The sequence below is a fragment of the Nostoc sp. DSM 114160 genome, assembly GCF_053470305.1.
The window spans coordinates 870,736-892,676 of record NZ_JBPFGO010000003.1 but is presented as its reverse complement, the minus strand read 5'-3'; the positions used below and the strand labels follow the sequence as shown (position 1 = coordinate 892,676).

The 21,941-nt window shown below is 42.9% G+C and carries 15 protein-coding genes and 5 pseudogenes; 9 read left to right on the top strand and 11 right to left on the bottom strand.

The window, feature by feature from the left end; all coding sequences use genetic code 11:
* The first annotated feature begins 11 nt into the window (after window positions 1-11).
* On the top strand, window positions 12-230 hold the full coding sequence (locus NSTCB13_RS29070) for a hypothetical protein (protein WP_448274656.1): 219 nt from the start codon (window positions 12-14) through the stop codon (window positions 228-230).
* A gap of 1,056 nt (window positions 231-1,286) precedes the next feature.
* On the opposite strand, the gene ahcY is transcribed toward NSTCB13_RS29070, so the two are convergent.
* Window positions 1,287-2,564, bottom strand: a complete 1,278-nt coding sequence (gene ahcY / locus NSTCB13_RS29065; RefSeq protein WP_445626933.1) for an adenosylhomocysteinase — start codon at window positions 2,562-2,564, stop codon at window positions 1,287-1,289.
* 434 nt (window positions 2,565-2,998) lie between these two features.
* On the opposite strand from ahcY, the gene NSTCB13_RS29060 reads away from it, so the two are divergent.
* From NSTCB13_RS29060 to NSTCB13_RS29050, 3 genes and pseudogenes are all read left to right on the top strand, one after another.
* The gene (locus NSTCB13_RS29060; RefSeq protein WP_448275030.1) at window positions 2,999-4,612 is read left to right on the top strand and encodes a mechanosensitive ion channel family protein; all 1,614 of its coding nucleotides are present in this window, start codon (window positions 2,999-3,001) and stop codon (window positions 4,610-4,612) included.
* 452 nt (window positions 4,613-5,064) lie between these two features.
* Window positions 5,065-8,404, top strand: a pseudogene (locus NSTCB13_RS29055) (efflux RND transporter permease subunit).
* Between the two features lie 547 nt (window positions 8,405-8,951).
* Window positions 8,952-9,389, top strand: coding sequence for a DUF6918 family protein (locus NSTCB13_RS29050; protein ID WP_448266170.1), 438 nt, complete (start codon window positions 8,952-8,954; stop codon window positions 9,387-9,389).
* A gap of 216 nt (window positions 9,390-9,605) precedes the next feature.
* On the opposite strand, the gene NSTCB13_RS29045 is transcribed toward NSTCB13_RS29050, so the two are convergent.
* On the bottom strand, window positions 9,606-10,274 hold the full coding sequence (locus tag NSTCB13_RS29045; protein ID WP_448274655.1) for an HAD family hydrolase: 669 nt from the start codon (window positions 10,272-10,274) through the stop codon (window positions 9,606-9,608).
* A 281-nt stretch (window positions 10,275-10,555) separates the two neighbouring features.
* Here NSTCB13_RS29045 and NSTCB13_RS29040 point away from each other — a divergent pair.
* Window positions 10,556-10,954, top strand: a pseudogene (locus NSTCB13_RS29040) (Uma2 family endonuclease); the annotation flags it as partial.
* An 18-nt stretch (window positions 10,955-10,972) separates the two neighbouring features.
* Here NSTCB13_RS29040 and NSTCB13_RS29035 read toward each other — a convergent pair.
* From NSTCB13_RS29035 to ssuD, 5 genes and pseudogenes are all read right to left on the bottom strand, one after another.
* Window positions 10,973-11,206 (bottom strand): annotated as a pseudogene (locus NSTCB13_RS29035) (transposase); the annotation flags it as partial.
* 490 nt (window positions 11,207-11,696) lie between these two features.
* Window positions 11,697-13,052 carry a (Fe-S)-binding protein gene (locus NSTCB13_RS29030; protein WP_448274654.1) on the bottom strand — a complete coding sequence of 452 codons (1,356 nt, stop codon included), beginning with the start codon at window positions 13,050-13,052 and terminating at the stop codon, window positions 11,697-11,699.
* Window positions 13,053-13,109: 57 nt separating this feature from the next.
* Entirely contained in the window at window positions 13,110-14,447 is a 1,338-nt protein-coding gene (locus NSTCB13_RS29025; RefSeq protein ID WP_448274653.1) for an FAD-binding oxidoreductase, read from the bottom strand.
* A 587-nt stretch (window positions 14,448-15,034) separates the two neighbouring features.
* Window positions 15,035-15,601, bottom strand: a complete 567-nt coding sequence (gene ssuE, locus NSTCB13_RS29020) for an NADPH-dependent FMN reductase (RefSeq protein WP_448266164.1) — start codon at window positions 15,599-15,601, stop codon at window positions 15,035-15,037.
* Window positions 15,602-15,672: 71 nt separating this feature from the next.
* Entirely contained in the window at window positions 15,673-16,833 is a 1,161-nt protein-coding gene (ssuD, locus tag NSTCB13_RS29015) for an FMNH2-dependent alkanesulfonate monooxygenase (protein WP_448274652.1), read from the bottom strand.
* Between the two features lie 231 nt (window positions 16,834-17,064).
* Between ssuD and NSTCB13_RS29010 the strand changes: the two are divergent.
* The 3 genes and pseudogenes from NSTCB13_RS29010 to NSTCB13_RS29000 all read left to right on the top strand — a co-directional run.
* A pseudogene (locus NSTCB13_RS29010) lies at window positions 17,065-17,543 on the top strand (IS4 family transposase); the annotation flags it as partial.
* Between the two features lie 43 nt (window positions 17,544-17,586).
* A complete protein-coding gene (locus tag NSTCB13_RS29005; RefSeq protein ID WP_448274651.1) occupies window positions 17,587-18,195 on the top strand; it encodes a glutathione S-transferase family protein in 609 nt (202 codons plus the stop codon).
* Between the two features lie 84 nt (window positions 18,196-18,279).
* Window positions 18,280-18,885, top strand: a complete 606-nt coding sequence (locus NSTCB13_RS29000) for a class I SAM-dependent methyltransferase (RefSeq protein ID WP_445626946.1) — start codon at window positions 18,280-18,282, stop codon at window positions 18,883-18,885.
* A gap of 136 nt (window positions 18,886-19,021) precedes the next feature.
* Here NSTCB13_RS29000 and NSTCB13_RS28995 read toward each other — a convergent pair whose 3' ends face one another.
* The 3 genes from NSTCB13_RS28995 to NSTCB13_RS28985 form a co-directional block, all read right to left on the bottom strand.
* Window positions 19,022-19,264 carry a hypothetical protein gene (locus NSTCB13_RS28995; protein WP_445626947.1) on the bottom strand — a complete coding sequence of 81 codons (243 nt, stop codon included), beginning with the start codon at window positions 19,262-19,264 and terminating at the stop codon, window positions 19,022-19,024.
* A gap of 158 nt (window positions 19,265-19,422) precedes the next feature.
* Window positions 19,423-19,923: a GNAT family N-acetyltransferase gene (locus NSTCB13_RS28990; protein WP_445626948.1), complete on the bottom strand. Its 501-nt coding sequence runs from the start codon at window positions 19,921-19,923 to the stop codon at window positions 19,423-19,425.
* Window positions 19,924-19,942: 19 nt separating this feature from the next.
* The gene (locus NSTCB13_RS28985) at window positions 19,943-20,254 is read right to left on the bottom strand and encodes a hypothetical protein (RefSeq protein WP_448274650.1); all 312 of its coding nucleotides are present in this window, start codon (window positions 20,252-20,254) and stop codon (window positions 19,943-19,945) included.
* 174 nt (window positions 20,255-20,428) lie between these two features.
* Here NSTCB13_RS28985 and NSTCB13_RS28980 point away from each other — a divergent pair, with 174 nt between their 5' ends.
* Complete coding sequence (locus NSTCB13_RS28980; protein WP_448266160.1) at window positions 20,429-21,682, top strand: ABC transporter substrate-binding protein; 1,254 nt, start codon at window positions 20,429-20,431, stop codon at window positions 21,680-21,682.
* Between the two features lie 60 nt (window positions 21,683-21,742).
* Here the strand turns inward: NSTCB13_RS28980 and NSTCB13_RS28975 are convergent.
* A pseudogene (locus NSTCB13_RS28975) lies at window positions 21,743-21,886 on the bottom strand (DUF1192 family protein); the annotation flags it as partial.
* Between the last annotated feature and the right edge of the window lie 55 nt (window positions 21,887-21,941).

The window sequence follows — 21,941 nt, the reverse complement described above, 5'->3', positions numbered from 1 at the left end:
GATAATTATATTTGTTAAAAAAATTCCAACCAATTTGGGTAATTCCTCTATATTTCCAGTTTTTACCTGTTTTTCTTGGTAATTGCTTTAATATTGATGAGGAAGATTGCAATGTTAATGAGGAAAGTTGCAATGTTGATGAGGAAGATTGCAATGTTGATGAGGAACATTGCAATATTTATGAAGAACGTTGCAATGTTGATGAGGAACATTGCAATATTTATGATTAAGATTGTAATCTTGATGAAGAATATTGCAATTTTGATGCGAATACAACCGATAGAATCTAGAAGTACAAAGTGCAAAATTCAGATACAACGTTTGCAGTCAGTACAAGGGACTTCCAAATAAAAAAATAGACCTCTTGCAAAAATCCTTGAATCACCCCTCCCCAAACCTCCCCGTATGTGTTGGGGAGGGGGCAAGATTTTAATACCAATTTGAAAAAATAATGCGACAAATAGACCATTTGTAGAGACGCGATTTATCGCGTCTTTACCCAAGGATGTGTTGCAATCATTAATTGAATTGGTATAAGTTTCCCTCCTTTATAAGGGCTACCGTGTATACACAAGTAAAATTACCCCCCTTAATCCCCCCGATATATTGGGGGGAAACTAGAAAATTCAGTTCCCTCCCCAATATATCGGGGAGGGTTAGGGTGGGGTAAAACCAGGTGAGTAAACTATTTCAGACTTGTGTATATACCGTAGCTTTATAAGGGGGAGGGAAGAGTAACGAGTAAGGAGGGTTTTTGCTCCCCTCTCCTGGTAGGAGAGGGGCTGGGGGAGAGGTCAAAATAGCACTCGTCAAACTTACGTTAATTTAATTCTTGGATGTCCCCAAGCAAAGTGCCGCTAGTAGAAATAGTTAATCAACAAGTTTGGGCTAGAGATATAGAAGATTTAGGAATAACGCGGTGTGCAACTTTATCTCAAACCTAACCCCCAGCCCCTTCCCTAAGAGGGAAGGGGAGTAAGATTCAAAGCCTCTATGCGCTTGCCTAACGGCAGGCTAACGCCAACGGGGAGAGGAATGGAAGTGGGGTTCTAAAAATAAGTCGCATATCGGCGTGGAATAGCAAAAAAACGCCGTCAACGACAAATATAATATAGCGATCGCATTCTGATATCAAAAACAATTTCAGTATTTTCTAAATTTTCCTGAAATTTAATTTTTTAAGTAAGCTTTTGCACTTTGCGGATTAAGCTTGCAATATGGGCAAAACCCAAAAAAAAGGGATAAGCCCAAAAGCTTATCCCTCAAAAAATCAACTAATCAATGTATCAAGTTCCACTTGTCCAAGAATTGATGTACTCAATTTGATCGGGTGTGAGGCTATCAATGGTGATACCAATAGCCTGCAACTTTAACCGAGCAATTTCTTGATCGACTTCAACCGGAATTGAGTGCAAACCAGGTTGCAACTTACCTTTATTCTTCACCAGGTATTCACAAGCCAAAGCTTGGTTTGCAAAACTCATATCCATTACCGCGCTGGGGTGTCCTTCAGCCGCAGCTAGGTTAATCAAGCGTCCTTGTCCGAGAACGACAACTGATTTACCATTTTTCAATTTATACTCTTCGGTGAAAGGACGAACTTCTTTGATTTCTTTAGCTTGTGCAGCCAAGTATTTTAAATCAAGTTCCAAGTCAAAGTGACCGGAGTTACAAACGATCGCACCATCTTTCATGACATCGAAGTGTTCGCCACGAACGACGTGCTTGTTACCTGTGACAGTGATAAATATATCACCTTGAGGTGCAGCTTCAGCCATTGGCAGGACGCGGAAGCCATCCATTACGGCTTCAATTGCCTTGATGGGGTCGATTTCGGTGACGATGACGTTAGCACCCATCCCGCGGGCGCGGAGGGCTGTACCTTTACCACACCAGCCATAACCGACAACAACAACATTCTTCCCAGCCAACAAAATATTGGTGGCGCGGATAATGCCATCTAGGGTTGATTGCCCAGTACCATAGCGATTATCAAAGAAGTGCTTGGTGTCCGCGTCGTTAACGTTAACTGCGGGGAAGGTGAGAACGCCTTCTCTAAACATGGCACGTAACCGGACAATACCAGTGGTGGTTTCTTCGGTGCTACCAATCAAATCAGCAATTTGGTGTTGGCGTTCTTGTACCAAAGTTGCAACTACATCGCTACCGTCATCAACAATAATGTTAGGGCGATGATCTAAAGCTATTTGGACGTGGCGGTTATAAGTTGCGTTATCTTCGCCTTTTTGAGCAAAGACGGGAATTTCATGATCGACGACGAGGCTAGCTGCTACGTCATCTTGGGTTGATAGGGGATTGCTAGCAATTAAAAGCGCATCTGCACCACCGGCTTTCAAAGCGATCGCCAAATGTGCTGTTTCGGTTGTAATGTGGGCACAAGCTACAAGGCGTAAACCAGCGAAGGGCTTTTCGTTCGCAAAGCGATCGCGGATTTGCTTCAAAACTGGCATTTCGCGTCCAGCCCATTCAATGCGCTGTCTTCCCAAGGCAGCTAGGCCGAGGTCTTTAACCTCGTGCTTTAATCGGGGAGAAGTTGCGGTCATCAAAAGTTACCTCAAAAAATTAAAAAAGCTACGTAAGTTTTACGCACTCTACTAGGTTATTCTACTACTGGCGATTTTTGCTTGGATGAAAGCAAATTACTAGTCAAGAATCCTCAAAACTAGCTTGACGTTTGATCGCCGGAATGTCAACTTCCTCTTCAGCTTCTTCCTTTTTGTTTTATCTTTGGTAAGAGTAAGACTCTTTTAGGTCTGACATACTGATTTTTGTCATCTGTCTAAAGATAGAAGGCAAAGAAAAAACATCAAATTTTCATCAACTCAAGGGAAAACTTCAACTTTAGATAGGTACATCTACCCAAAGGAATTAAGCAGGATAGTTAAAGTAGTAATTGATAGATTTTACTCAAGGAGGTGTTTGAGTGCGCTTTAAATTTTTGGCGTTGGCTTTGCCCGCCGTAGGCATCGCCAGTTCAATGGCCATAGGCGTTGTATCTGTGCCAAAAGCCACAGCCCAGATACCTTTGTTACCGCAACTGCAAGCTCCCAGCAGTATTAGTAATGATTCAGATAACAGAGTTGTTTCCGGCTGGATTTATTTAGATGGTCGTCGGTTATTTCAAATAGCGGCAACAAGAACCAACTTTCCTGAGCGTTCAGAAGATATTCAAAAGAAGTTGGAGAAAATTGGTCAAAATTACTTTCAATCACCAGCAAACACACCAGTTAAGGTAGATGTTCGCAAAGTAAACGAATTACCAGTAATTTATGTCAACGGTCAATATCTGATGACCGTTACTTCTGAAGATGCGGGACTGCGACAGGTAGATGTATCGACATCGGCAAATCAAGTCGCCGAATCATTACAAGAAGACTTGCAACAAGCCAAGCAAGAAAGGCAAATTCAATCTTTAATCGACCAGGGTAAAATTGCTGGTGGTATCGGACTAGCAATGATTGTCATGAGTTGGGGGGTATATAGCTGGCAGCGGCGTTCCCAAAAGAATTTAGAAAACTCCATTGCCTCCCAACCCCAAAGGGAACTCTTCAACTACTCAAAACCAGCAGATCAAGCAATTACAACACAACTAAATCAACGACAACAGCAACATCTCCAAGAAGCCAAAAGACGATTATTTCAGCTCAGTCAAGCCGGAATTTGGGCAGGTGGAAGCTTCTTTATTTTGGGTCTATTTCCCTATACACGAGGTTTTCAAGTAGCAATTCTCACAGCCGCCCAATTTCCTGTGCGATTAGGTGTTGTATGCTTGGCAACCTATGTAGCAATTCGTTTGACCTACGCCCTGATTGACCGCTTCGCCTCCACACTGATTAGTAGTAGTGCTTTCCTCACCCCAGAAAGTTCTGCACGGTTGCAACTGCGTGTTTCCACATTTTCTGGTGTAACTAAAAGTATCACTACTGTTATCTGGGTAGGAGTAGGTTTCTTGATCGCGCTGGTATCCTTGGGGATAGATATCGTTCCCTTACTAGCAGGTGCGAGTTTAGTTGGTGTTGCATTGTCTTTGGCATCGCAAAACTTAATTAAAGATGCGATTAACGGTTTTTTGATCATTTTAGAAGACCAGTATGCTTTAGGCGATGTGATTAATGTGGGAAGCGTGGGAGGCTTAGTAGAAAATCTGAATCTGCGGATGACCCAAGTGCGGGATTCTGAAGGGCGCTTGATTACAATTCCCAATGGTGAAATTAAAGTTGTTGCCAATCTTTCTAGTCGTTGGTCGCGAGCCGATTTAACAATTCCCATCGCCTACCAAGCGGATACAGAAGAGGCTTTGAACTTGATTGCAACTATTGCTGATAAAATGAATCAAGAAATGCAATGGCAGAGTCAAATATTGGAACCGCCGCAAGTTTTGGGAATAGATCAATTTGGCGATCGCGGTTTGATTATTCGTGTCTGGATTAAAACACTGCCCCTCAAACAATGGGATGTGGCACGAGAATTTCGCCGCCGCCTCAAAGTTGCCCTAGACGAAGCGGGAATTTCCATCTCTGTACCTCAACAAGCAATTTGGGTCAATGACGAGCAATCGTTAAATTTTTCGAGTAATGGCAAAGATAATTAGAAATTTAGATTCATTACCGCATTTTTCTGTTGATGAGACTAAATTCTAACTCTCTTGCGATCGAGCTAGATTAAACCTGTCTTGAAAATAAGGCAGGGGGCAGGGGGCAGGGAGCAGAGAGCAGGGCTACGGTGTACACACAAGTCGAATTACCCCCCTTAATCCCCCCTTATTAAGGGGGGAAATAAGAAATCTTGTTCCCTCCCCTTTACAAGCGATGCCCTGAGCTTGTCGAAGGGGGGAGGGTTAGGGTGGGGTAAAACTGACGCTAAAACCTTAGTTAATCGCTCTGCCTCTAATGATACATTGAGTCATCAGCATAAATGTATGCATTCCTATACTGACTATAGGAAAAAGAAAATATCTAACATTAAGCCTTAATAAATCCTTATATTAATAAAAAGCTACTACGTTCCTAACCAGTCTGAAACAATTCCATTATTGCTTGATTTATGTTTGTCAATACCTTCATCAGGCGACCAGTGCTGACGACGGTCTGCACGTTCATTATCTTGCTGCTGGGAAGCATCTGTATACCGATTCTTCCCATTTCTCAGCTACCAGACCTTGCCCCAGTGCAAATCAACGTTAGCTCCAACAATATTGGTGCAGATGCTCAAACAACAGAAAATACTGTCACCAACATTATTGAGCGACAAATTAATGGTGTTAAAGATGTATCTTATATATCTTCTAATACGGGTAATGATGGTTCTAGCAATATAACCGTCTCGTTTCCAACTAATGTCAATAGCGATATTGCTCAAGTAAACGTTCAAAATAAAGAAGCACTGGCTTCACCTCAATTACCTGATACCGTCGCACGAACAGGTGTAACTGTTGAAACAGCATCGAGCAGTTTGCTGCTGGGTCTATGGGTTTTACTCAGAAAATAATGAGTATGACAACATTTTCATCAGTAACTATGTCGATTTGTATATTTTCGATCAGATCAAACGGCTTCCTGGTGTGGGAAGTGCCAGGGTATTTGGAGAACGCAAATATGCTATGCGTCTCTGGCTCGATCCCAACAAGCTTGCCCAACATCAACTAACCCCTCAAGATGTAACAACTGCCCTGCAACAACAAAATATTCAAGTGGGTGCAGGGGCGATTGGTAAGGAACCAGCACCAGATAATCAAAGCTTTGAATTTGCTTTACGGGCAACCAGTCGATTTAAAGATGCGGCTGAATTTGAAGATATGGTGCTGAAGGTGACTCCAGCTGGCACTAATAGCACCAGTAATAGCACTAGTAATAGCGCTACTAATAGCACCAATAGCATTTTAGTTAAAGTCAGAGATGTTGGTCGAGTCGAACTAGGAGCAGAGAACTATCTGGCTGATGCCAAATTCACTATTCCAGGAAATGCTCCCAAAGCAGCCGTGGGTTTGGGGATATATCAACTTCCCGGTAGTAATGCTCTGAACGTTGCTCATGCTGTTGAAGAACAGATCAAAATATTAGAGAAAAGTTTTCCACCAGGACTCAAAGCCGAGTTGGCATTTGATACCACTCCGTTTGTAGAAATTTCTTTAGAAGAAGTTCTACACACTCTGGTTGAGGCAATTGTCCTAGTGGTCTTGGTAATTTTTGTCTTTTTACAAGACTGGCGTACCACGATCATTCCGACTGTGGCGATCCCCGTTTCCTTGATTGGGACGTGTGCGGCTCTGTTGGTTTTAGGATTTCAAATTAATACACTCACCTTATTTGGTTTTGTTCTCGCGATCGGGATCGTCGTGGATGATGCCATTATTGTGGTGGAGGCAGTTGCAGTCAAACTAGAACAGGGTATGAGACCCTTTCAGGCGGCTGTCGAAGCCATGAAGGAGTTAACTGGGGCAATCATTGCCACTTCACTTGTACTCATGGCGGTATTTATTCCAGTTGCTTTCATTCCAGGCACTACTGGGATTGTTTACAAACAATTTGCCTTAACCGTTGCTTGCTCCATTGGCATTTCCACCTTCAATGCCTTAACCTTCTCTCCGAGTATGGCAGCCATTCTCATGCGCCCTGCTCAGACTCCACGCGGCCCTTTGGGGTGGTTTTTTACCCGATTTAATCGAGGATTTAGCTGGTTCACGCGGCGATATGTCAGGTTTGTTAGCTACCTTACCCATATCAAGCCGATTGTAATTGGCGTTTTTCTCACTGGTTTATTAGCAACAGTTTTGATGTACAGAGCAGTACCTACCGGATTTATTCCAGAGGAAGATCAAGGTTACTTCTTTGTCATTGTCCAGGGGCCTGACGGGGTTTCTTTGAAATATACCGAATCTGTGATGAACAAGGTAGTCAAAGAAGTGACATCGGCTCCCGAAGTTAAAGCTAGTTTTATGATCAGTGGCTTTGGTTTCGATGGTAATGCTTCTAATTTAGGTATTGCCTTTGCTAACCTGAAACCCTGGAAAGAGAGAGCTGAACAATCTCAATCTGTTTATGGCATACTTCAAAGACTGAACGCAAAGCTATCTGCAATTACAGAAGCCAGAGCGATCGCAGTCAATGCTCCTCCAGTGAGAGGATTAAGTACTACGGGTGGTTTTGAGTTTATCGTTCAAGACAAAACTGGCAGTGCGCCGATTGAAAACCTAATTGATGCTGCTCAAAAATTGATTGGGGCAGCACGTAAAAGCCCTGTTATCCAAGGAGTCTTCACTCAGTTCACCGCAGATACTCCCCAATTTGACATTCAGGTAAACCGCAACCAAGCCAAAGCTCTCAATGTTGAAATTAACGACATCTTTGGAGCATTGCAAACTTATCTGGGGTCGCAATATGTGAATAACTTTGTGCAGGGACAGCGACAGTATCGGGTATATGTCCAAGCAGATGGAGTATTCCGTTCTAATCCAGAGGATATTGGCAAGCTGTATGTTCGCTCTGCTGGTGGGGCGATGATTCCGTTGAGCAGTTTGGTGAAAATTACTCCCTTTGTGGGGCCGAAAACCATCGCCCATTACAACTTGTACAGGTCAATCAAAGTACAGGGCGCTCCGGCTCCCGGTGCTAGTTCTGGGCAGGCGATTAAAGCAATGGAGCAACTAGCAGCAGAAAATTTACCTCAAGGATTTGGTTATGAGTGGACAGGCACTTATCTCCAAGAAAAGACATCTGGGGGAGCTACGGGCTTGATTTTTGCCTTAGCGATCGTTATTGTCTTTCTGGTGCTGGCAGCTCAATATGAAAGCTACGTTGACCCGATTATCATTTTGCTGACAGTTCCTTTGGCAGTTTTGGGAGCAATGACAGCGATTTGGCTGCGTTCCAATATTTTCATGGTAGGTAGCCTCTTCCCAAAAGTGGTCGATGATATCTATTGCCAGGTAGGTTTGGTAACTTTGATTGGTCTAGCTGCGAAAAACGCAATTCTAGTTGTGGAATTTGCCAATCAACTGCACGAGCAGGGCATGAGCTACACAAGGGCGGCGGTGAAAGCGGGACAAGAACGTTTGCGACCGATCTTAATGACATCCTTTGCCGCACTGTTAGGATTTTTGCCTCTAGTGATTTCTCAAGGGGCTGGAGCCAGCAGCCGTTGGTCTTTAGGAACAGCGCTGTTTGGCGGGCTGATGCTTTCGACATTCTTGAGTTTGTTCTTAGTGCCAATTCTCTATATTTTGGTTAAGAGCTTGGCTCAGGCTATATTACCTCGGAAGCGAGGAGGTTCAAATCCTCCAGATTCACCAAATGGAGCTTCCGGAACTAGACATGAAGTTCTACCTGCTGGCTCAAGTCAGCCAGAGACGCAACTTAGGTCTCAGGAGGATGGGATAAGCTCTTAAGTCTGCTAAGAGGCAGGGGGCAGGGAGCAGGGAGCAGGGGGCAGGGAGCAGGGGGGCTGGGGGGAAAAGACCTTTTACTGTTGCCGTGAATCAGAGCGGAACATAGGTTTGAGTACATCCACTTCTTATAAGTTATAAGTGGTTCTCGTACTTTACGGGAAGCTAGTGCAACAGGTGGGGTTAATCCCTTTTCTGTTTTGTCTTGTCTCCCCTGCTCCCCTGCCCCCTGCCCCAGAAAGGGGCAGGTTTTTTTGATTAGACAAATTTTTGGGATTTTAAAACCAAAACCATTGTCTGAGAACTTAAAACTACGTTCAATAATTGAGAACATTCTCAACTATTTATCGAAAGCCTAAAAGCCTGCCCTTGAAAGGCCCCCTGCCCCCCGCCCCCTGCCTCCTGCCCCCTTGCTTCTTCTCAACTATGCAGTTTAAAAGCGTATCAGCTTATCCACAACATCCTCTAACTCTGATACCATTTTCTGTAATTTCCTGCTTGCTAAAAAATTAGCCGAATAGAATTAAGTACTTAGATAAGGAAGAGTGAAATGGGACTTAGCGAGGGACTTTTGAACCCGACCAAAAAGGCTATGGTCGTAGATGATTGTTGCAACATGATTGAAAGACAGCTTGCATCCAAGTCAGGCATGAGCGGCATCGCTTTGAAAACTGCCTTTGCTGCTTTGAAAGGGATTAAGCCAGGGTATATTCCCTATGTCGTTGAGCAAATATTACCGCAATGCTTTACAGCTCTCGATCCCATCTGGAGTAGAGGCGTAGAGAAAGGCGATCCAGTTGAATATCTGAGTACGAATCGCTCTGATACAGCAGACGCGCTACTGAGTGTTACCGATGCGAGAGTCAAGAACTCAACCCGCCAAATTGTGCGAGGAACCTATGAAAAACTTCGCGGTTCAGCCAAAAAGCACGTAGAAGAAGCAGTGCCAGATTTAGCTAATATAATCAATAATTACACTAAGGTCTGAGCCAAAGGTTAGAGACGCGATTAATCGCGTCTTCTAGAAAAGTGGGAAGCGCAGATGCAAAGTAGCTTTTCACCAGATATCGCCTCAAAACTTCACCAACTCCAAATCAAGTCGCGCCCGTAGGATGGCTCTAAGGCTTTTTGACTAGTATAATATTGCACAGCTTTGTTAATGAATCGAGTGCGATCGCCTACCCTTTTAGTACCCTTTTAGTATTTAAGCATTTGCACCCAGAATAGAAGAGTCATACTGCTGGAGTAAATCTTCTGGATCGTTGTAAATTGCGATCGCTCCCGACAGTTGTTCATCGCTAAAGCCACCGCAACGCAAAGCAATTACACTTACCCCTGCTTTGGCGGCAGACTCAATATCATAGGGCGAATCTCCTAGCATCACGACTTTTTCTGGTGTTATTTGCCCTTTGTTCAAGGCAGCTTCTACAATGTCAGGAGCAGGTTTAGATGCTTCTGCATCATCGGATGTAGTTACTTCCGTTAGCAAATCATCTACTTGGGCAATTTTCAGCATGATCTCAAGTTCTTCAGAACTGGCTGAACTAGCGACAACCAGATGCAATCCCGATTTTTGCATCTTTAATATTAAGTTTCTGCTACCAGCAGCAGCAGTGATTTGCGGTATATATTTGTCAAATAATAGTTTTTTGCGTAGTTGAGCGATCGCTTTGCCAGTTCCTTCTTCACCATTTAATTCTGGCACTACTTTAGGAATTAGTTGATCTCCACCCATACCCATAAGTGGTCTAACTTTTTCAAATGGCACTTCCAAGTCATAAGCTGCAAATGCCTCTATCCAGGAATTTGCATGAACATCATTACTGATAACCAGCGTGCCATCAATATCTAAAATTACCCCTTCTAATGCCATGAAAAACCTCAACTGACATTTTGTTTTATTGCTGATGATGGCATAGTAAATCAGTTGACTTCATCATCCCAACAGAAGAGAAAGGGGTAAGAGTTGAGATGGCGATCGCTTATAATTACAGCAGATTGCAAGTAAGTGAAGTACAAGCAGGACTGATTCATCAAACATAAAGAGCTTCCTTCTAACTCCTGCCCCCTGCCTCTTCCCTCCTGCCCCCTGCCCCCTGCCCCCTGCCCCCTACCCCCTGCCTCCTGCCTCCTAAACGAATCCTTGAGGTCAAGATGGTACAAACACCCGCCACTCCAGAAACCGAAACCCTATTGATTGAGTTGCCTAAGTCCATTGGGCTGTATGTTACTCAAGAACAGTTTGCTGCTTTAGCCGCAGCCAACCGAGACTTGAGACTGGAAAGAACCGCACAAGGAGAATTAATAGTGAACCCACCAACAGGCTGGGAAACTGGAGAGCGAAATTGCAGTATTTCTGGCGAATTGTATTTGTGGTGGCGTAATGCAGGCGAACCCGGTAAGGTCTTTGACTCTTCTACAGGCTTCATTTTAACCAATGGTGCAACTCGCTCCCCCGATGCCTCCTGGGTGAGTGGAAAACGATGGCAGGCGCTGACTTCGGCACAAAAAGGAACGTTTGCTAATATCTGCCCCGATTTTGTAGTTGAGTTATAGCAATCGTCAGGTTGGTTAGGACACTAAACTCAGAACATGCTCCATCGCCGCTCGCAAGGTAGGGAAGTACTCGAGTTGCTTGCGGATACGACTTTTTAGCCAAGACCAGCACCGCTCAATTTTATTTAAATCAGGAGAGTAAGGTGGCAAGTACCAGACTTCACAACCAGCAGCCTGCACCAATTGGTCAATGCGTCCACCTTTGTGAAAGGTAGCGTTGTCAATCACCAACTTCTGCCCTGGTTTTATAGCAATCGCCATTACGGTTAGGACGCTAGATGTAACGTGAGTTCGACGGTTGGAAAACGCCGAAAAGCTTGCTAGATATGAAACATGAGAAACTGAGCAGGGATTGCGAACGCTAAGATTAATTGAACGTGAGTTCGACAAGACCTTTTTTGACCTCTCCCCCAACCCCTCTTGGACACGGAGAGGGGAGCCAAAACCGTAATTTCTCGTTGCTCCTCCCTTGCTTGACCCGTGGGAGAGGGAGGTTGTCCGGGAGAGGTTCATCGAACTCATGTCGAATCACTACCAGTCCTCGAATTACCCCACCCTAACCCTCCCCGTATGTATTGGGGAGGGAACAAGATTCCTGTTTCGCCCCAATACATCGCGGGGATTAAGGGGGGTAATTTGACTTATGTATACACCGTAGGCAAGCGAGGAGGACAGTAAAAACGTAGCTTTGGCTCTTTGCTTTAAAATCAATGACAAGTGTCTATTCTACAAAAAATGTCTACAATTTTAACTTCTCACCGCGAATCGAATAATCTAACAACTCCATCGGGTGAATAACTGACATCTTTTTACCTTGCAACTGCAAATGTTTCGTAATTTGCAAAGTACACCCCGGATTAGCAGAAGCAATTAACTCAGCACCAGTATTCAATAAATTCTCTACTTTTTGCCGACCCAATTCTTCAGAAACTTCTGGTTGCAGCATATTATAAACTCCGGCACTGCCACAACATAAAGCTGCATCTATTGGTTCTCTCAACTTCACCCCTGGAATTTGTCGCAACACCTGACGCGGTTGGACGCTAATCTTTTGTCCGTGCAATAAATGACAAGCATCTTGATAAACTAAATTCAATGGTTTATCAGTCAACGGTGAAAGTTTCGCTGTTAACCCAACAGTTGCCAAAAATTCTTGAGCATCTCTAACTTTAGCGGCAAAATCCTTTGCCTTTTCCCGATATTCTGGGTCATCTTCTAAAATATGACCGTACTCTTTTAAAGTATGACCGCAACCAGCAGCATTGATAATTACGAAATCTACATCTGTTTTGGCAAAACTATCAATCATCTGTCTTGCTAAAGCTTTCGCTTGTTCTGTTTGTCCTTGGTGTTCGGGAAGCGCCGCACAACAACCTTGAGATTTGGGAATCACAACTTCACAACCATTCGCTGTTAAAACGCGCACTGTCGCTTCATTCACAGGTGAGAAAAACAGCCGTTGAACGCAACCCAAAATTACCCCGACTCGATACCGCTTTTCACCTTTAGCAGGAATCACAGTAGGCAAATTATCTTGAAAAGATTTGAGAGTAATTTCTGGCAGAATTGATTCCATTGCTGCTAAACGGGGCGATATTTTATTCAGTAAACCCGTAGCCCGAAATAACTTAGCAAATCCTAATTTTTGATAAGCTAACAACGGAACTAATAAAACCCGTAAAAGATTGGGATAGGGAAACAGAGAAAATATCAATTGGCGAAAAAATCGATCTGGTAAACTGCGGGGATAATTTCGTTCAACTTGATGACGAGTTGCAGCAATTAACTTGTCATACTGCACACCAGAAGGACAAGTGCTCACACAAGCAAGACACCCCAAACAAGAATCAAAATGTTCTACTGTTGCGGTATTGAGAGCAATTTCACCCTCATTAATTGCATCCATTAAATAGACGCGTCCTCTAGGAGAATCCATCTCCTTACCCAGCACCCGATAACTAGGACAAGTCGAAAGACAAAATCCACAATGTACACAACTATCAATTAACTTCGGATCGGGTGGATGACTCTCATCAAAGCCCTTCAAATTCTTTAAACTAGCCGTATTATTAACAGAATTTTTTGAAACTTGCATATATTCTCTTTTTCCCCTCTCTATCTCAGCGTTCTCTGTGTCTTAGCGGTTCTTTTCTTAAATTCCACCCACAAACCGACCAGGACTTAAAATATGCTTACTATCAAACTGTTCCTTAATACGGCGCATTAACGGTAAAGCATTACCCGTATAACCCCAAACATCTATTTGTTCTTTAACCGCAACTGGTGCTGACAGAATTGTTAAAAAACCACTACTCGCTTGAGTGGGATTGCTTCTAGCAAAGCCTAAGCGATCGCGGATTTTCAAAACTTGATTTTTACTCTCTAATTGTAACAAACCTAAACCACTACTAATATGAATTAAACCCAACTCCACTTGAGTCAAAATCCCCACAGCAGCAGTAGGTAATACTCCTATTTTGCAGCTAATTACCGATTCTGTAGCAGTAGTATGTATTCGTTCTTGCAATCTCTGCCATAGATTAGCTTCATCACTATCGGTAAAAATTGCCCCATTTAACCCTAACTTTTGTCCAACTTCCAAAACTCGGTTTGATTGTTCCTTAACACTCTCACTAATACTTTGAAACCGAGCAATTAATCCCAGTCCTTCACCCAATCCTAAACTAGACACCAATTTAGTTGATAGCAAATCAGCCTGAACTGGTGTTAACGCCGAACCTCGAAGGATATCAGCCGCTTGAGATACAGCCTCAGCTTTCCCAGTTAGTACCACCGTCCCCGATGCCTCGGCTAGCGGATACAGGCGAAAAGTTAATTGACTAATAAAGCCTAATGTGCCATAAGACCCGGTAAGCAACTTCATCAAGTCATATCCGGCAACATTTTTAACTACTCTTCCCCCAGCTTTGGCGATTTCTCCATCAGCACGGACAAATGTAATACCTAGTAACTGGTCGCGTACACTGCCATAACGTTGCCGCAGAGAACCTGTATCACCTGTGGCAACAATACCGCCAATGGTTGCTGACTCTGGTGCTGTGGGGTCAAGAGCAAGAAATTGCCGCGATTTTGCCAAAAGTGCTTGCAAATCGGAGAACTTCATCCCAGCTTCGACTGTGACAGTCAAATCACCAACAGCGTGTTCAATCAGTTGGTTGATGCGTTCTGTACTAACTACAACATCAATGCTTTTTGCTAAACCACTCCAGCTAAGTTTACTGCCACTACCACAGGGAAGCACGCGCCAGTTATTGGCGTGAGCCGCGGTCATGACTGCGGCTAGCTGTTCTTGGCTGCGGGGATAGACAATACAACTGGGTGAATTTCCAGAAGCTATAGCTTGTTGGATACGTTTTTGCTGACTGAATTCGATATTTTCCCAAAGGCAAATAGCATTTTCTTCACCGACGATAGATGCAAGTTCAGAAGCGCAGACGCCTTGCGGCTTGTCGTTAGACATCGCTTTCATTGAGTTTATTTTTTTACGCCCTACTTCTAATTTACTGGCTAACCTGACCAAAAAAGTGCTGCCCATCCCCGCCCGAAAATAAATTTTCCGGCTTTTAGGTTAAGTCTACTGAAGTAGACTGGAGATTTTTGGTCGATATTTAGTCATCTTCAGATGACTTGAGCTATGAGGCGGGAATTTCAATTCCCGACGGACAAGGGGTTTGGCGTTAAGTTGACACTAATGAGCAATGCTGTGTCCTGACGACAAATGTGGTTCAAATACATGAAAACTGCTGTAAATAGAGAAAGTAGTAGATGAGTAAATTTCACTCATCTACTATAGGTAGAGTTAGGAGACAATTTGCATATATACAATATATTTTATAGAAAAGATAATAAATTATAGCGGTGTTAGTTTAATAGACTATAAAAGTTGGCAGATAAGTATGAGCGCGATCTATAAATAATTTGAAGATTGCAATAAAAGTGTCATTTATGAAATTCTGAAAGTAAAGTTATGTGGCTCTGATTAACTTTAAAAAAAAGTAACAGATGGGTAAAATTTACCCTTCTGCTACAAGCAAACGGAGGTATAAACTTAATTATTTAATTGGCATGAACCAATTCTTGAGGCGCTGCGGCATCATATTCTACAGCTTTCACAAATTCCTTAAGAACGTCTTTGAGTCTTTGGTCAATTTCCTCATCTAACAAGACGCTGTTATCGGGTTGGCGTTGAATTTGTTTGTCTACTGCATAAACTGTAGCGAGGATATGCCGCGCTCCTAATTCAGATAACACAGGTTTTAGAGCATATTCAATTGCTAATAAATGAGCGATGGTTCCACCCAAAGCAATTGGTAACACGGGTTTACCTGTTAATGATTTTTGTGGCAGCAAATCTAGAAATGTTTTTAGCACTCCTGTGTAAGCAGCTTTGTAGATTGGGGTGGCAATAATCACACCATCTGCCTTTGCTAATAAAGCTTTTGGCTGTTCTAAAGCAGGGCTGTCGTATCGTCCAAAAACTAAATCTTCAGCAGGTAAATCTCGAACTGAAATAATATCTACATGCAAGCCTTCTTGTTGTAAAAGCTGGGCAGTATATTCGACAACACCATAGGTTCTAGATGGATGTGTTGGACTACCTGCGATCGCTAAAATATTTGTCATTCAATTAAACTCCTATGCATTAATCGGAATGGGGAATGGGAAATAACCAATGCCCAATACCCTAAACTTTACTAGGATATGGATGTGGCTTTCTCCTGATGTTGCTGCTTAGGGAAATCTTCATTTGCCACAATCTCGCCGAATGGACTTAAGACGTGTTGCTTCTCCACTGCGGGTAAATTATCTAATGGCAAATGGGGAAATAGAAGTTCTGCAACTCGATAAGCTTCTTCTAGGTGGGGATAGCCAGAGAGGATAAAGGACTCAATACCTAAATCAGCATATTCTAATATCCTGGCAGCTACGGTTTGAGGATCGCCGACTAAGGCTGTTCCCGCACCACCCCGCACCAAACCGACTCCCGCCCACAGGTTCGGGCTAATCTCTAAGGCCTCACGATTACCGTAGTGTAATTGAGTCATTCGCTGTTGTCCAACTGAATCCATTCGGGCATAAGCTTTTTGGGCTTTGGCGATCGCCTCATCATCCACATACTTAATCAATTGATTCGCTGCATCCCAAGCTTCACTCTCAGTTTCGCGCACAATCACATGTAGGCGAATTCCAAACCGCAAAGTCCGGCCTTGTATTTCTGCAAGTCTGCGAACTACTGCAATCTTCTCGGCTACTTGCGCTGGTGGTTCGCCCCAAGTTAGATAGACATCTATGTGCTTGGCAGCAATTTTTTGAGCAACAGGAGAGGAACCGCCAAACCACAAGGGCGGATATGGCTTTTGAATAGGTGGAAACAGCAGTTTCCCATCCTGAATGTTAAGATAGTCGCCTTGGAGATTGGCTTGTTCGCCACTAGCGATCGCTCGCCATACTGTCAAAAATTCATCTGTTAATTCATAGCGGCGATCGTGATCCAAATGCAAGCCATCTCCCGCTAACTCCACGGGATCGCCACCGGTCACGACATTAATCAGCAAGCGTCCCCCAGAGAGGCGATCGAAAGTCGCCGCCATCCGCGCCGCTACTCCAGGTGATACCAAGCCGGGACGAATCGCTACTAAAAAACGCATCTGTCGCGTCAGTGATACCAAGGTTGACGCTACAATCCAAGCATCTTCGCAAGAGCGGCCTGTAGGCAGCAATGCCCCTGTATAACCAAGGTCATCCACCGCTTGGGCAATCTGCCGCAGATAAGGAAAGCTTACTGCCCTTCCACCTGTAGCAGTTGCAAGGTAACGTCCGTCGCCGTGGGTTGGGATGAACCATAGTAGCTGCATGAGTCTTGTCCTTTTAAACTACGGTAATTCGATAGAACTACCGTGCTTTGTTTATAGTTTTTAGAGTATCACATATTCCATTTAAGTAAGCAAGAAGTTTTCATAAAACTCCGGTATTCCTATCAAAACAATGTATATTAAGCAATGTCCAAAAAACTAGCGTTGGGTATTGGCATTAGGCAGAGAGGCAGAGGGGCAGAAGTTCTAAAATGCTTGAATTTTGAATTTTGAATACTTCGAAAGGAATTTGCTCAAGCACTAAATATAGTTACTGTAGTCAAAACAAATCTTAAAACTAATGCTCGTAGTCATGTAATTCTATTTTCTAGTGACCTAAAGTTTTCATATGAGAAGATAATCGACTACTACAAACTCCGTTTCCACTCTCGTGTTTAATTTTCGTGATGCCAAGCAGTTCTGGGGATTGGAAGATTTTATGAACCTGGGACAAACTGCTGTGACTAATGCTGCTAAAACACGCATTCTTCATGGTTAATTTATCCCACCATCTTCTCGCTGATTTTCGTCACCACAATCCCGGTTCCAGCATTATTGACCTTAAGGTTCACTACCGTGGTTTTCGATATGTTAATGAAATCTTAAAAATGCTTCCGGAAATGCCTGAGCCTATTTTATTAAATCAGATTTTTGCCAAGCTTACTTCTTTGGGACGTATTCATGCCGTTTCTACGGGCTTTAAAGCCTCGTAAATTGGCAATGGTATTGAAATTGAACTGAATTTATAGCAGTGATATGGCGCGAATTTTATACTATGCACAGCGTTCACCTTACGCTCGGAAAGTGAGAATTGTCCTGGCAGAGAAACAGCTACCTTACGAACCTAAAGAAATAGACATTAACAATAAATCAAGAGAATTTCTGAGTTTATCTCCCATTGGGAAAGTTCCAGTATTGGTAGATGAAAATGGTCTCGTTTTTTGGGATTCAACGCTGATTGTGGAGTATCTAGACGAAACTTATCCTGAGCCGAGTTTCTATCCAGGTTCGCGCGTCGAGCGTTTGTGCTGTCGTCAGGGGGAAGAGTTAGCAGATAATTTGATAGATAATGTTGTGGGATTGTGGTACGAAACCCGTAAAGGAAATCAAGCCGATTTTGCCACCCAAGCTAAATATCAGTCCAGCATTAATCGCCTTTTAGGTGTTTTTGAGCAAAAGTTGACTAACTCAGCCTACCTATTCAATGAAACTATGAGTGCTGTTGATGTTGCAGCTATATCAGGGTTGGGTTACTACAGCCTCAGATTTGGCCATAATTGGCAGCAAGACTATCCTAAATTGAGCCAATGGTTTGAGCTATTACATCAACGTAAGTCGATTGACTCTACCATGCCAAAAGCATAAGGCAATTTAGCTGACTTTAATCACTTGAGTTTTTACAAGACATTGTAGCTATTATATTCACCTATTCAATAGAAAGGGTAACTAATGATGACCGAACGAGAATTTCCGAACTGGGAAACGCTCTATCAAGAACAGGCCGTTGAAACCATGCCTTGGTTCAACCCTAGCTTAGATCCAGATGTCGAAGAAGCGCTCCTTACCCTTGAGGTGAGCAATGGTTCAGTGCTGGATTTGGGAACAGGGCCCGGAACTCAGGCGCTTGCCCTAGCCGAACGAGGATTTCAGACGATGGGAACAGATTTGTCAGAGGGGGCCATTCGTCAGGCGGCAGCAAAGGCAAACCAAAAGGGATTAGAAATTTCGTTTCAACAAGATGATATTCTCAACAGTCGTTTGCAACAATCTTTCGATTTGATTCTCGACAGAGGATGCTTCCATGTTCTGCCACCCCAAAGCTATGGTACTTACGTCCAAACAGTCGCAAGCTTATTAAAGCCTAAGTGCTACCTGTTACTGAAATGCTTCTCTCAAGAGGAAACAAGAGAACAAGGGCCTTACCGCTTTAGCCCAGAGGAGATTGGGCAGATATTCAAAGAACGATTTCATCTGCGTTTGGCTAAACAAACGGTCTATCATGGGATAATCGATCCCCTTCCCAAAGCACTCTTTTGCATCTTAGAAAAGTATTGATTTTTTTGCACAAATTTATCAGCTTCACTGAGAACGAGCAGCGATCGCCTTACTCGACTATTTAAAATTTTAGGCAGACACAAAACTCTACCCTTGCATCCCAAACCGCTGGATCGTCTCGGTCAACGCCACCGCTTCACTTAAAGCGCGTGTACACAATCTCACCAGACATTGCAATCACAATTCGCTGTTTCTTCGCCCACTCAAACCAAGCAATCGCAGTAGATTTGGCCTGTTGTGCTTCCGCTTTCTTCCCCTCCTTACAAGCAGCCACAAACACAGCTTCCGGTGATTTTATCCCAATCCTCGTTCGCAACGCCTCCTTCAAAATCAGCGATCGCACTCTGGTACTGCAATGAAGGGCAATTGCGTTGCTCATCCCACTTCACCCAATACTAATCGGGTTTTGGGGAAAATGGCAAAGAAAAAACTTTCAACCTAGACCCAGTAACCTTTTTCCCAAACCCAATTCCGAGTTAAAAATGCACAAAGCGAGCAGCATTGCCATAGCAATTCATGAGTGTCCATCTGTAATCTCTACAAAAATTTTTCAACAATGATTTCGTCTATATATCTGCTGTTAATTTTGGCTTGTCTTTTCGCTGTACCAATAATTCCAAAACCAAGCTTTTGGTAAGTAGCTAATGCCGCCATATTATCTGCACGAATATAAGTAAGCAGTTTTTCGTACCCACGCTGACGCGCAAGCTCAAACGTAGCATTAAATAAACTTGTACCTACTTTTTGGCGTCGATATGACAGATCAACATAAGTTCCTAGCACTCCCACACGATCAAAGGCATGGGTGTAGTTAGCAAATGCTTCCATACTTTGAAATCCTACAACCTTTTGCTCGTGATAACACAGAGCTACATGGAATACTCCACGTATTGGAAAGTGTAAAATATAATCACGTTCAGCCTCGACAGTCAAGGGTGTATCAAACGCTGTGTATACTCCAGCCTCAATAATTGGATTCAAAATGCTGACAATAGCTTCAGCATCGTTAAGTTCAACTTCTCTAACCAATAAATCCACGTTCAATTACCTTTTAGCATTAACTCTTAAAGTTAATCAATACTCCGTCTGCAATTGCAATTCCCCCCTGGGGAAATTTAGCTAGCAGTTTCTTGATCGTTATCACAAGTGCCGGATCATAATCTCTGCATTTCCGCAAGAAGTCAAAGCCCGGATTCTGCCCCGAATTCGCCGCAACCTTGAGTTTCTGCATACGCCCCGGTCGCAGATTTGACCTCGCTACAATCGCCTCATGCGAACATTTTTCAGAATTTGGTACAGATACGGCGAAATAAATACCTTCATGAACTGTTTTGACTTCTACACCCGAAACTGAATTTTCAGTTATCAACTCAGCAGAGGGGCGACTCGGTTCTATTTTCTGAGCTGCGCTCGTTTCCTTGGAAGAAAATAAGTAACTGCCGCGTTAACAGAAGAAGTTTGTATGCTGAACAGCTTACAAGTACTATATAAGAACAATATCTCAAAATCCCTAATATTCTTCAAAGATTATAATCGAGCATCTATGAAAAGCACGCTCACTGTTAAACTCTGGTTTGGGATATCACGTAATACAGCATTATTATTTATTTGCTGGATGCTGATCGCAGCTTGTAGTAAAAGTAGCAACGTTAGATTAACTCCAGCAAATAATTCCGCAGTAGTAACAAGTGCAGCTAATACTGTTCCTATTGGGATCGCTTTTGCTCAAACCAGTAATGTAGCACTACTAGGTCAAGAGGGAACTGATGGAGTTAAAATTGCCCAGAAGTATTTTAATAACAAAGATGGGATTAATGGTAAACCAATCGAGTTAATATTTCAAGATACTGGTGGCGATGAGGTTGGAGCAATTAATGCCTTTGGCAGTTTAATTAATCAAAATAAGGTTGTTGGTATTATTGGCCCTACTCTGTCACAACAGGCATTTAGTGCTGACCCGATAGCAGAACGCAATCAGGTTCCAGTGATTGGTGCATCAAATACTGCTAAAGGCATTCCTGAGATTGGTGATTATATCGCTCGTGTTTCTTCATCTGTTGCAGTCGTCGCTCCTTACGCAGTCAAAGCAGCGCTTAAACAAAATCCTCAAATCAAAAGGGTGGCTGTGTTCTATGCACAAAATGATGCCTTTAATAAATCGGAAACCGAAATTTTTCAAAAAACAGTGAAAGATTTAGGATTAAATTTAGTCACAGTCCAAAAGTTTCAAACTACAGATACCGACTTTCAAGCGCAAGCCAGTAGTGCTATTAATTTAAAACCAGATTTAATAATTATATCTGGATTAGCTGTGGATGGAGGTAATTTAGTCAAACAAGTACGGGAACTTGGTTATCGAGGCTTAATTATTGGCGGAAATGGATTTAATACTTCTCATATATTTTCAGTTTGCAGGATGCTTTGTGATGGTGTAATTATTGCTCAAGCTTATAGTCCTGAATACAAAAATGAAATTAACACTGCTTTTCGTAAAGCTTATGTTGAGCAATATCATCGAGAGCCACCCCAAGTTAGCGCACAAGCTTTTGCTGCTTTACAAGTATATGTAGAAGCATTGCAATCTTTAGACAAAAAAAGTAGAATTAAGAATTTAACTTTACCTGAGTTGCGTCAAGAGTTGAACAAGGAATTACTGAGATTAACTTATCAAACTCCTTTAGGTGAAATTGCTTTTACACCAGAAGGTGATGTAGTTCAAAAACAGTTTTATGTCGCCCAATTAAAGATGGAAGCAAACGGTATTAATGGTAAATTTGCTTTTTTAAATATAAAGTAATTGACTGTGATTGCTCAAGCGCAGAAATTCACTACAGCCGTAATAGCTCCTGATTGTTTACGATGAAGTTTTACTGTCAATTTTTAAGCTTTGTTTGAGCCTTGCTACTTCCTCTTGCAACGCCTTAATAATTTCTACCAACTGTTCCTTTGACAATTGGTTTAGTTCTTCTTCTGGAATGGCTTTTACTGTCTTTTGGCTCATGACAGTGATGCTCTCGCACTCTTGTCTCCTTTGTCAACTAGGTTCCACCTGAATC

Bases quoted from the DNA above. Each gene is read 5' to 3' on its own strand.
- NSTCB13_RS29000 (WP_445626946.1), top strand. From the start codon at position 18,280: ATGATGACCGAACGAGAATTTCCGAACTGGGAAACGCTCTATCAAGAA.
- NSTCB13_RS29030 (WP_448274654.1), bottom strand. From the start codon at position 13,052: ATGCAAGTTTCAAAAAATTCTGTTAATAATACGGCTAGTTTAAAGAAT.
- NSTCB13_RS29060 (WP_448275030.1), top strand. From the start codon at position 2,999: ATGGCCATAGGCGTTGTATCTGTGCCAAAAGCCACAGCCCAGATACCT.
- NSTCB13_RS29050 (WP_448266170.1), top strand. From the start codon at position 8,952: ATGGGACTTAGCGAGGGACTTTTGAACCCGACCAAAAAGGCTATGGTC.
- NSTCB13_RS28980 (WP_448266160.1), top strand. From the start codon at position 20,429: ATGAAAAGCACGCTCACTGTTAAACTCTGGTTTGGGATATCACGTAAT.
- NSTCB13_RS29005 (WP_448274651.1), top strand. From the start codon at position 17,587: ATGGCGCGAATTTTATACTATGCACAGCGTTCACCTTACGCTCGGAAA.
- NSTCB13_RS29025 (WP_448274653.1), bottom strand. From the start codon at position 14,447: ATGAAAGCGATGTCTAACGACAAGCCGCAAGGCGTCTGCGCTTCTGAA.
- NSTCB13_RS29045 (WP_448274655.1), bottom strand. From the start codon at position 10,274: ATGGCATTAGAAGGGGTAATTTTAGATATTGATGGCACGCTGGTTATC.
- NSTCB13_RS28995 (WP_445626947.1), bottom strand. From the start codon at position 19,264: ATGAGCAACGCAATTGCCCTTCATTGCAGTACCAGAGTGCGATCGCTG.
- ssuD (WP_448274652.1), bottom strand. From the start codon at position 16,833: ATGCAGCTACTATGGTTCATCCCAACCCACGGCGACGGACGTTACCTT.
- ssuE (WP_448266164.1), bottom strand. From the start codon at position 15,601: ATGACAAATATTTTAGCGATCGCAGGTAGTCCAACACATCCATCTAGA.
- ahcY (WP_445626933.1), bottom strand. From the start codon at position 2,564: ATGACCGCAACTTCTCCCCGATTAAAGCACGAGGTTAAAGACCTCGGC.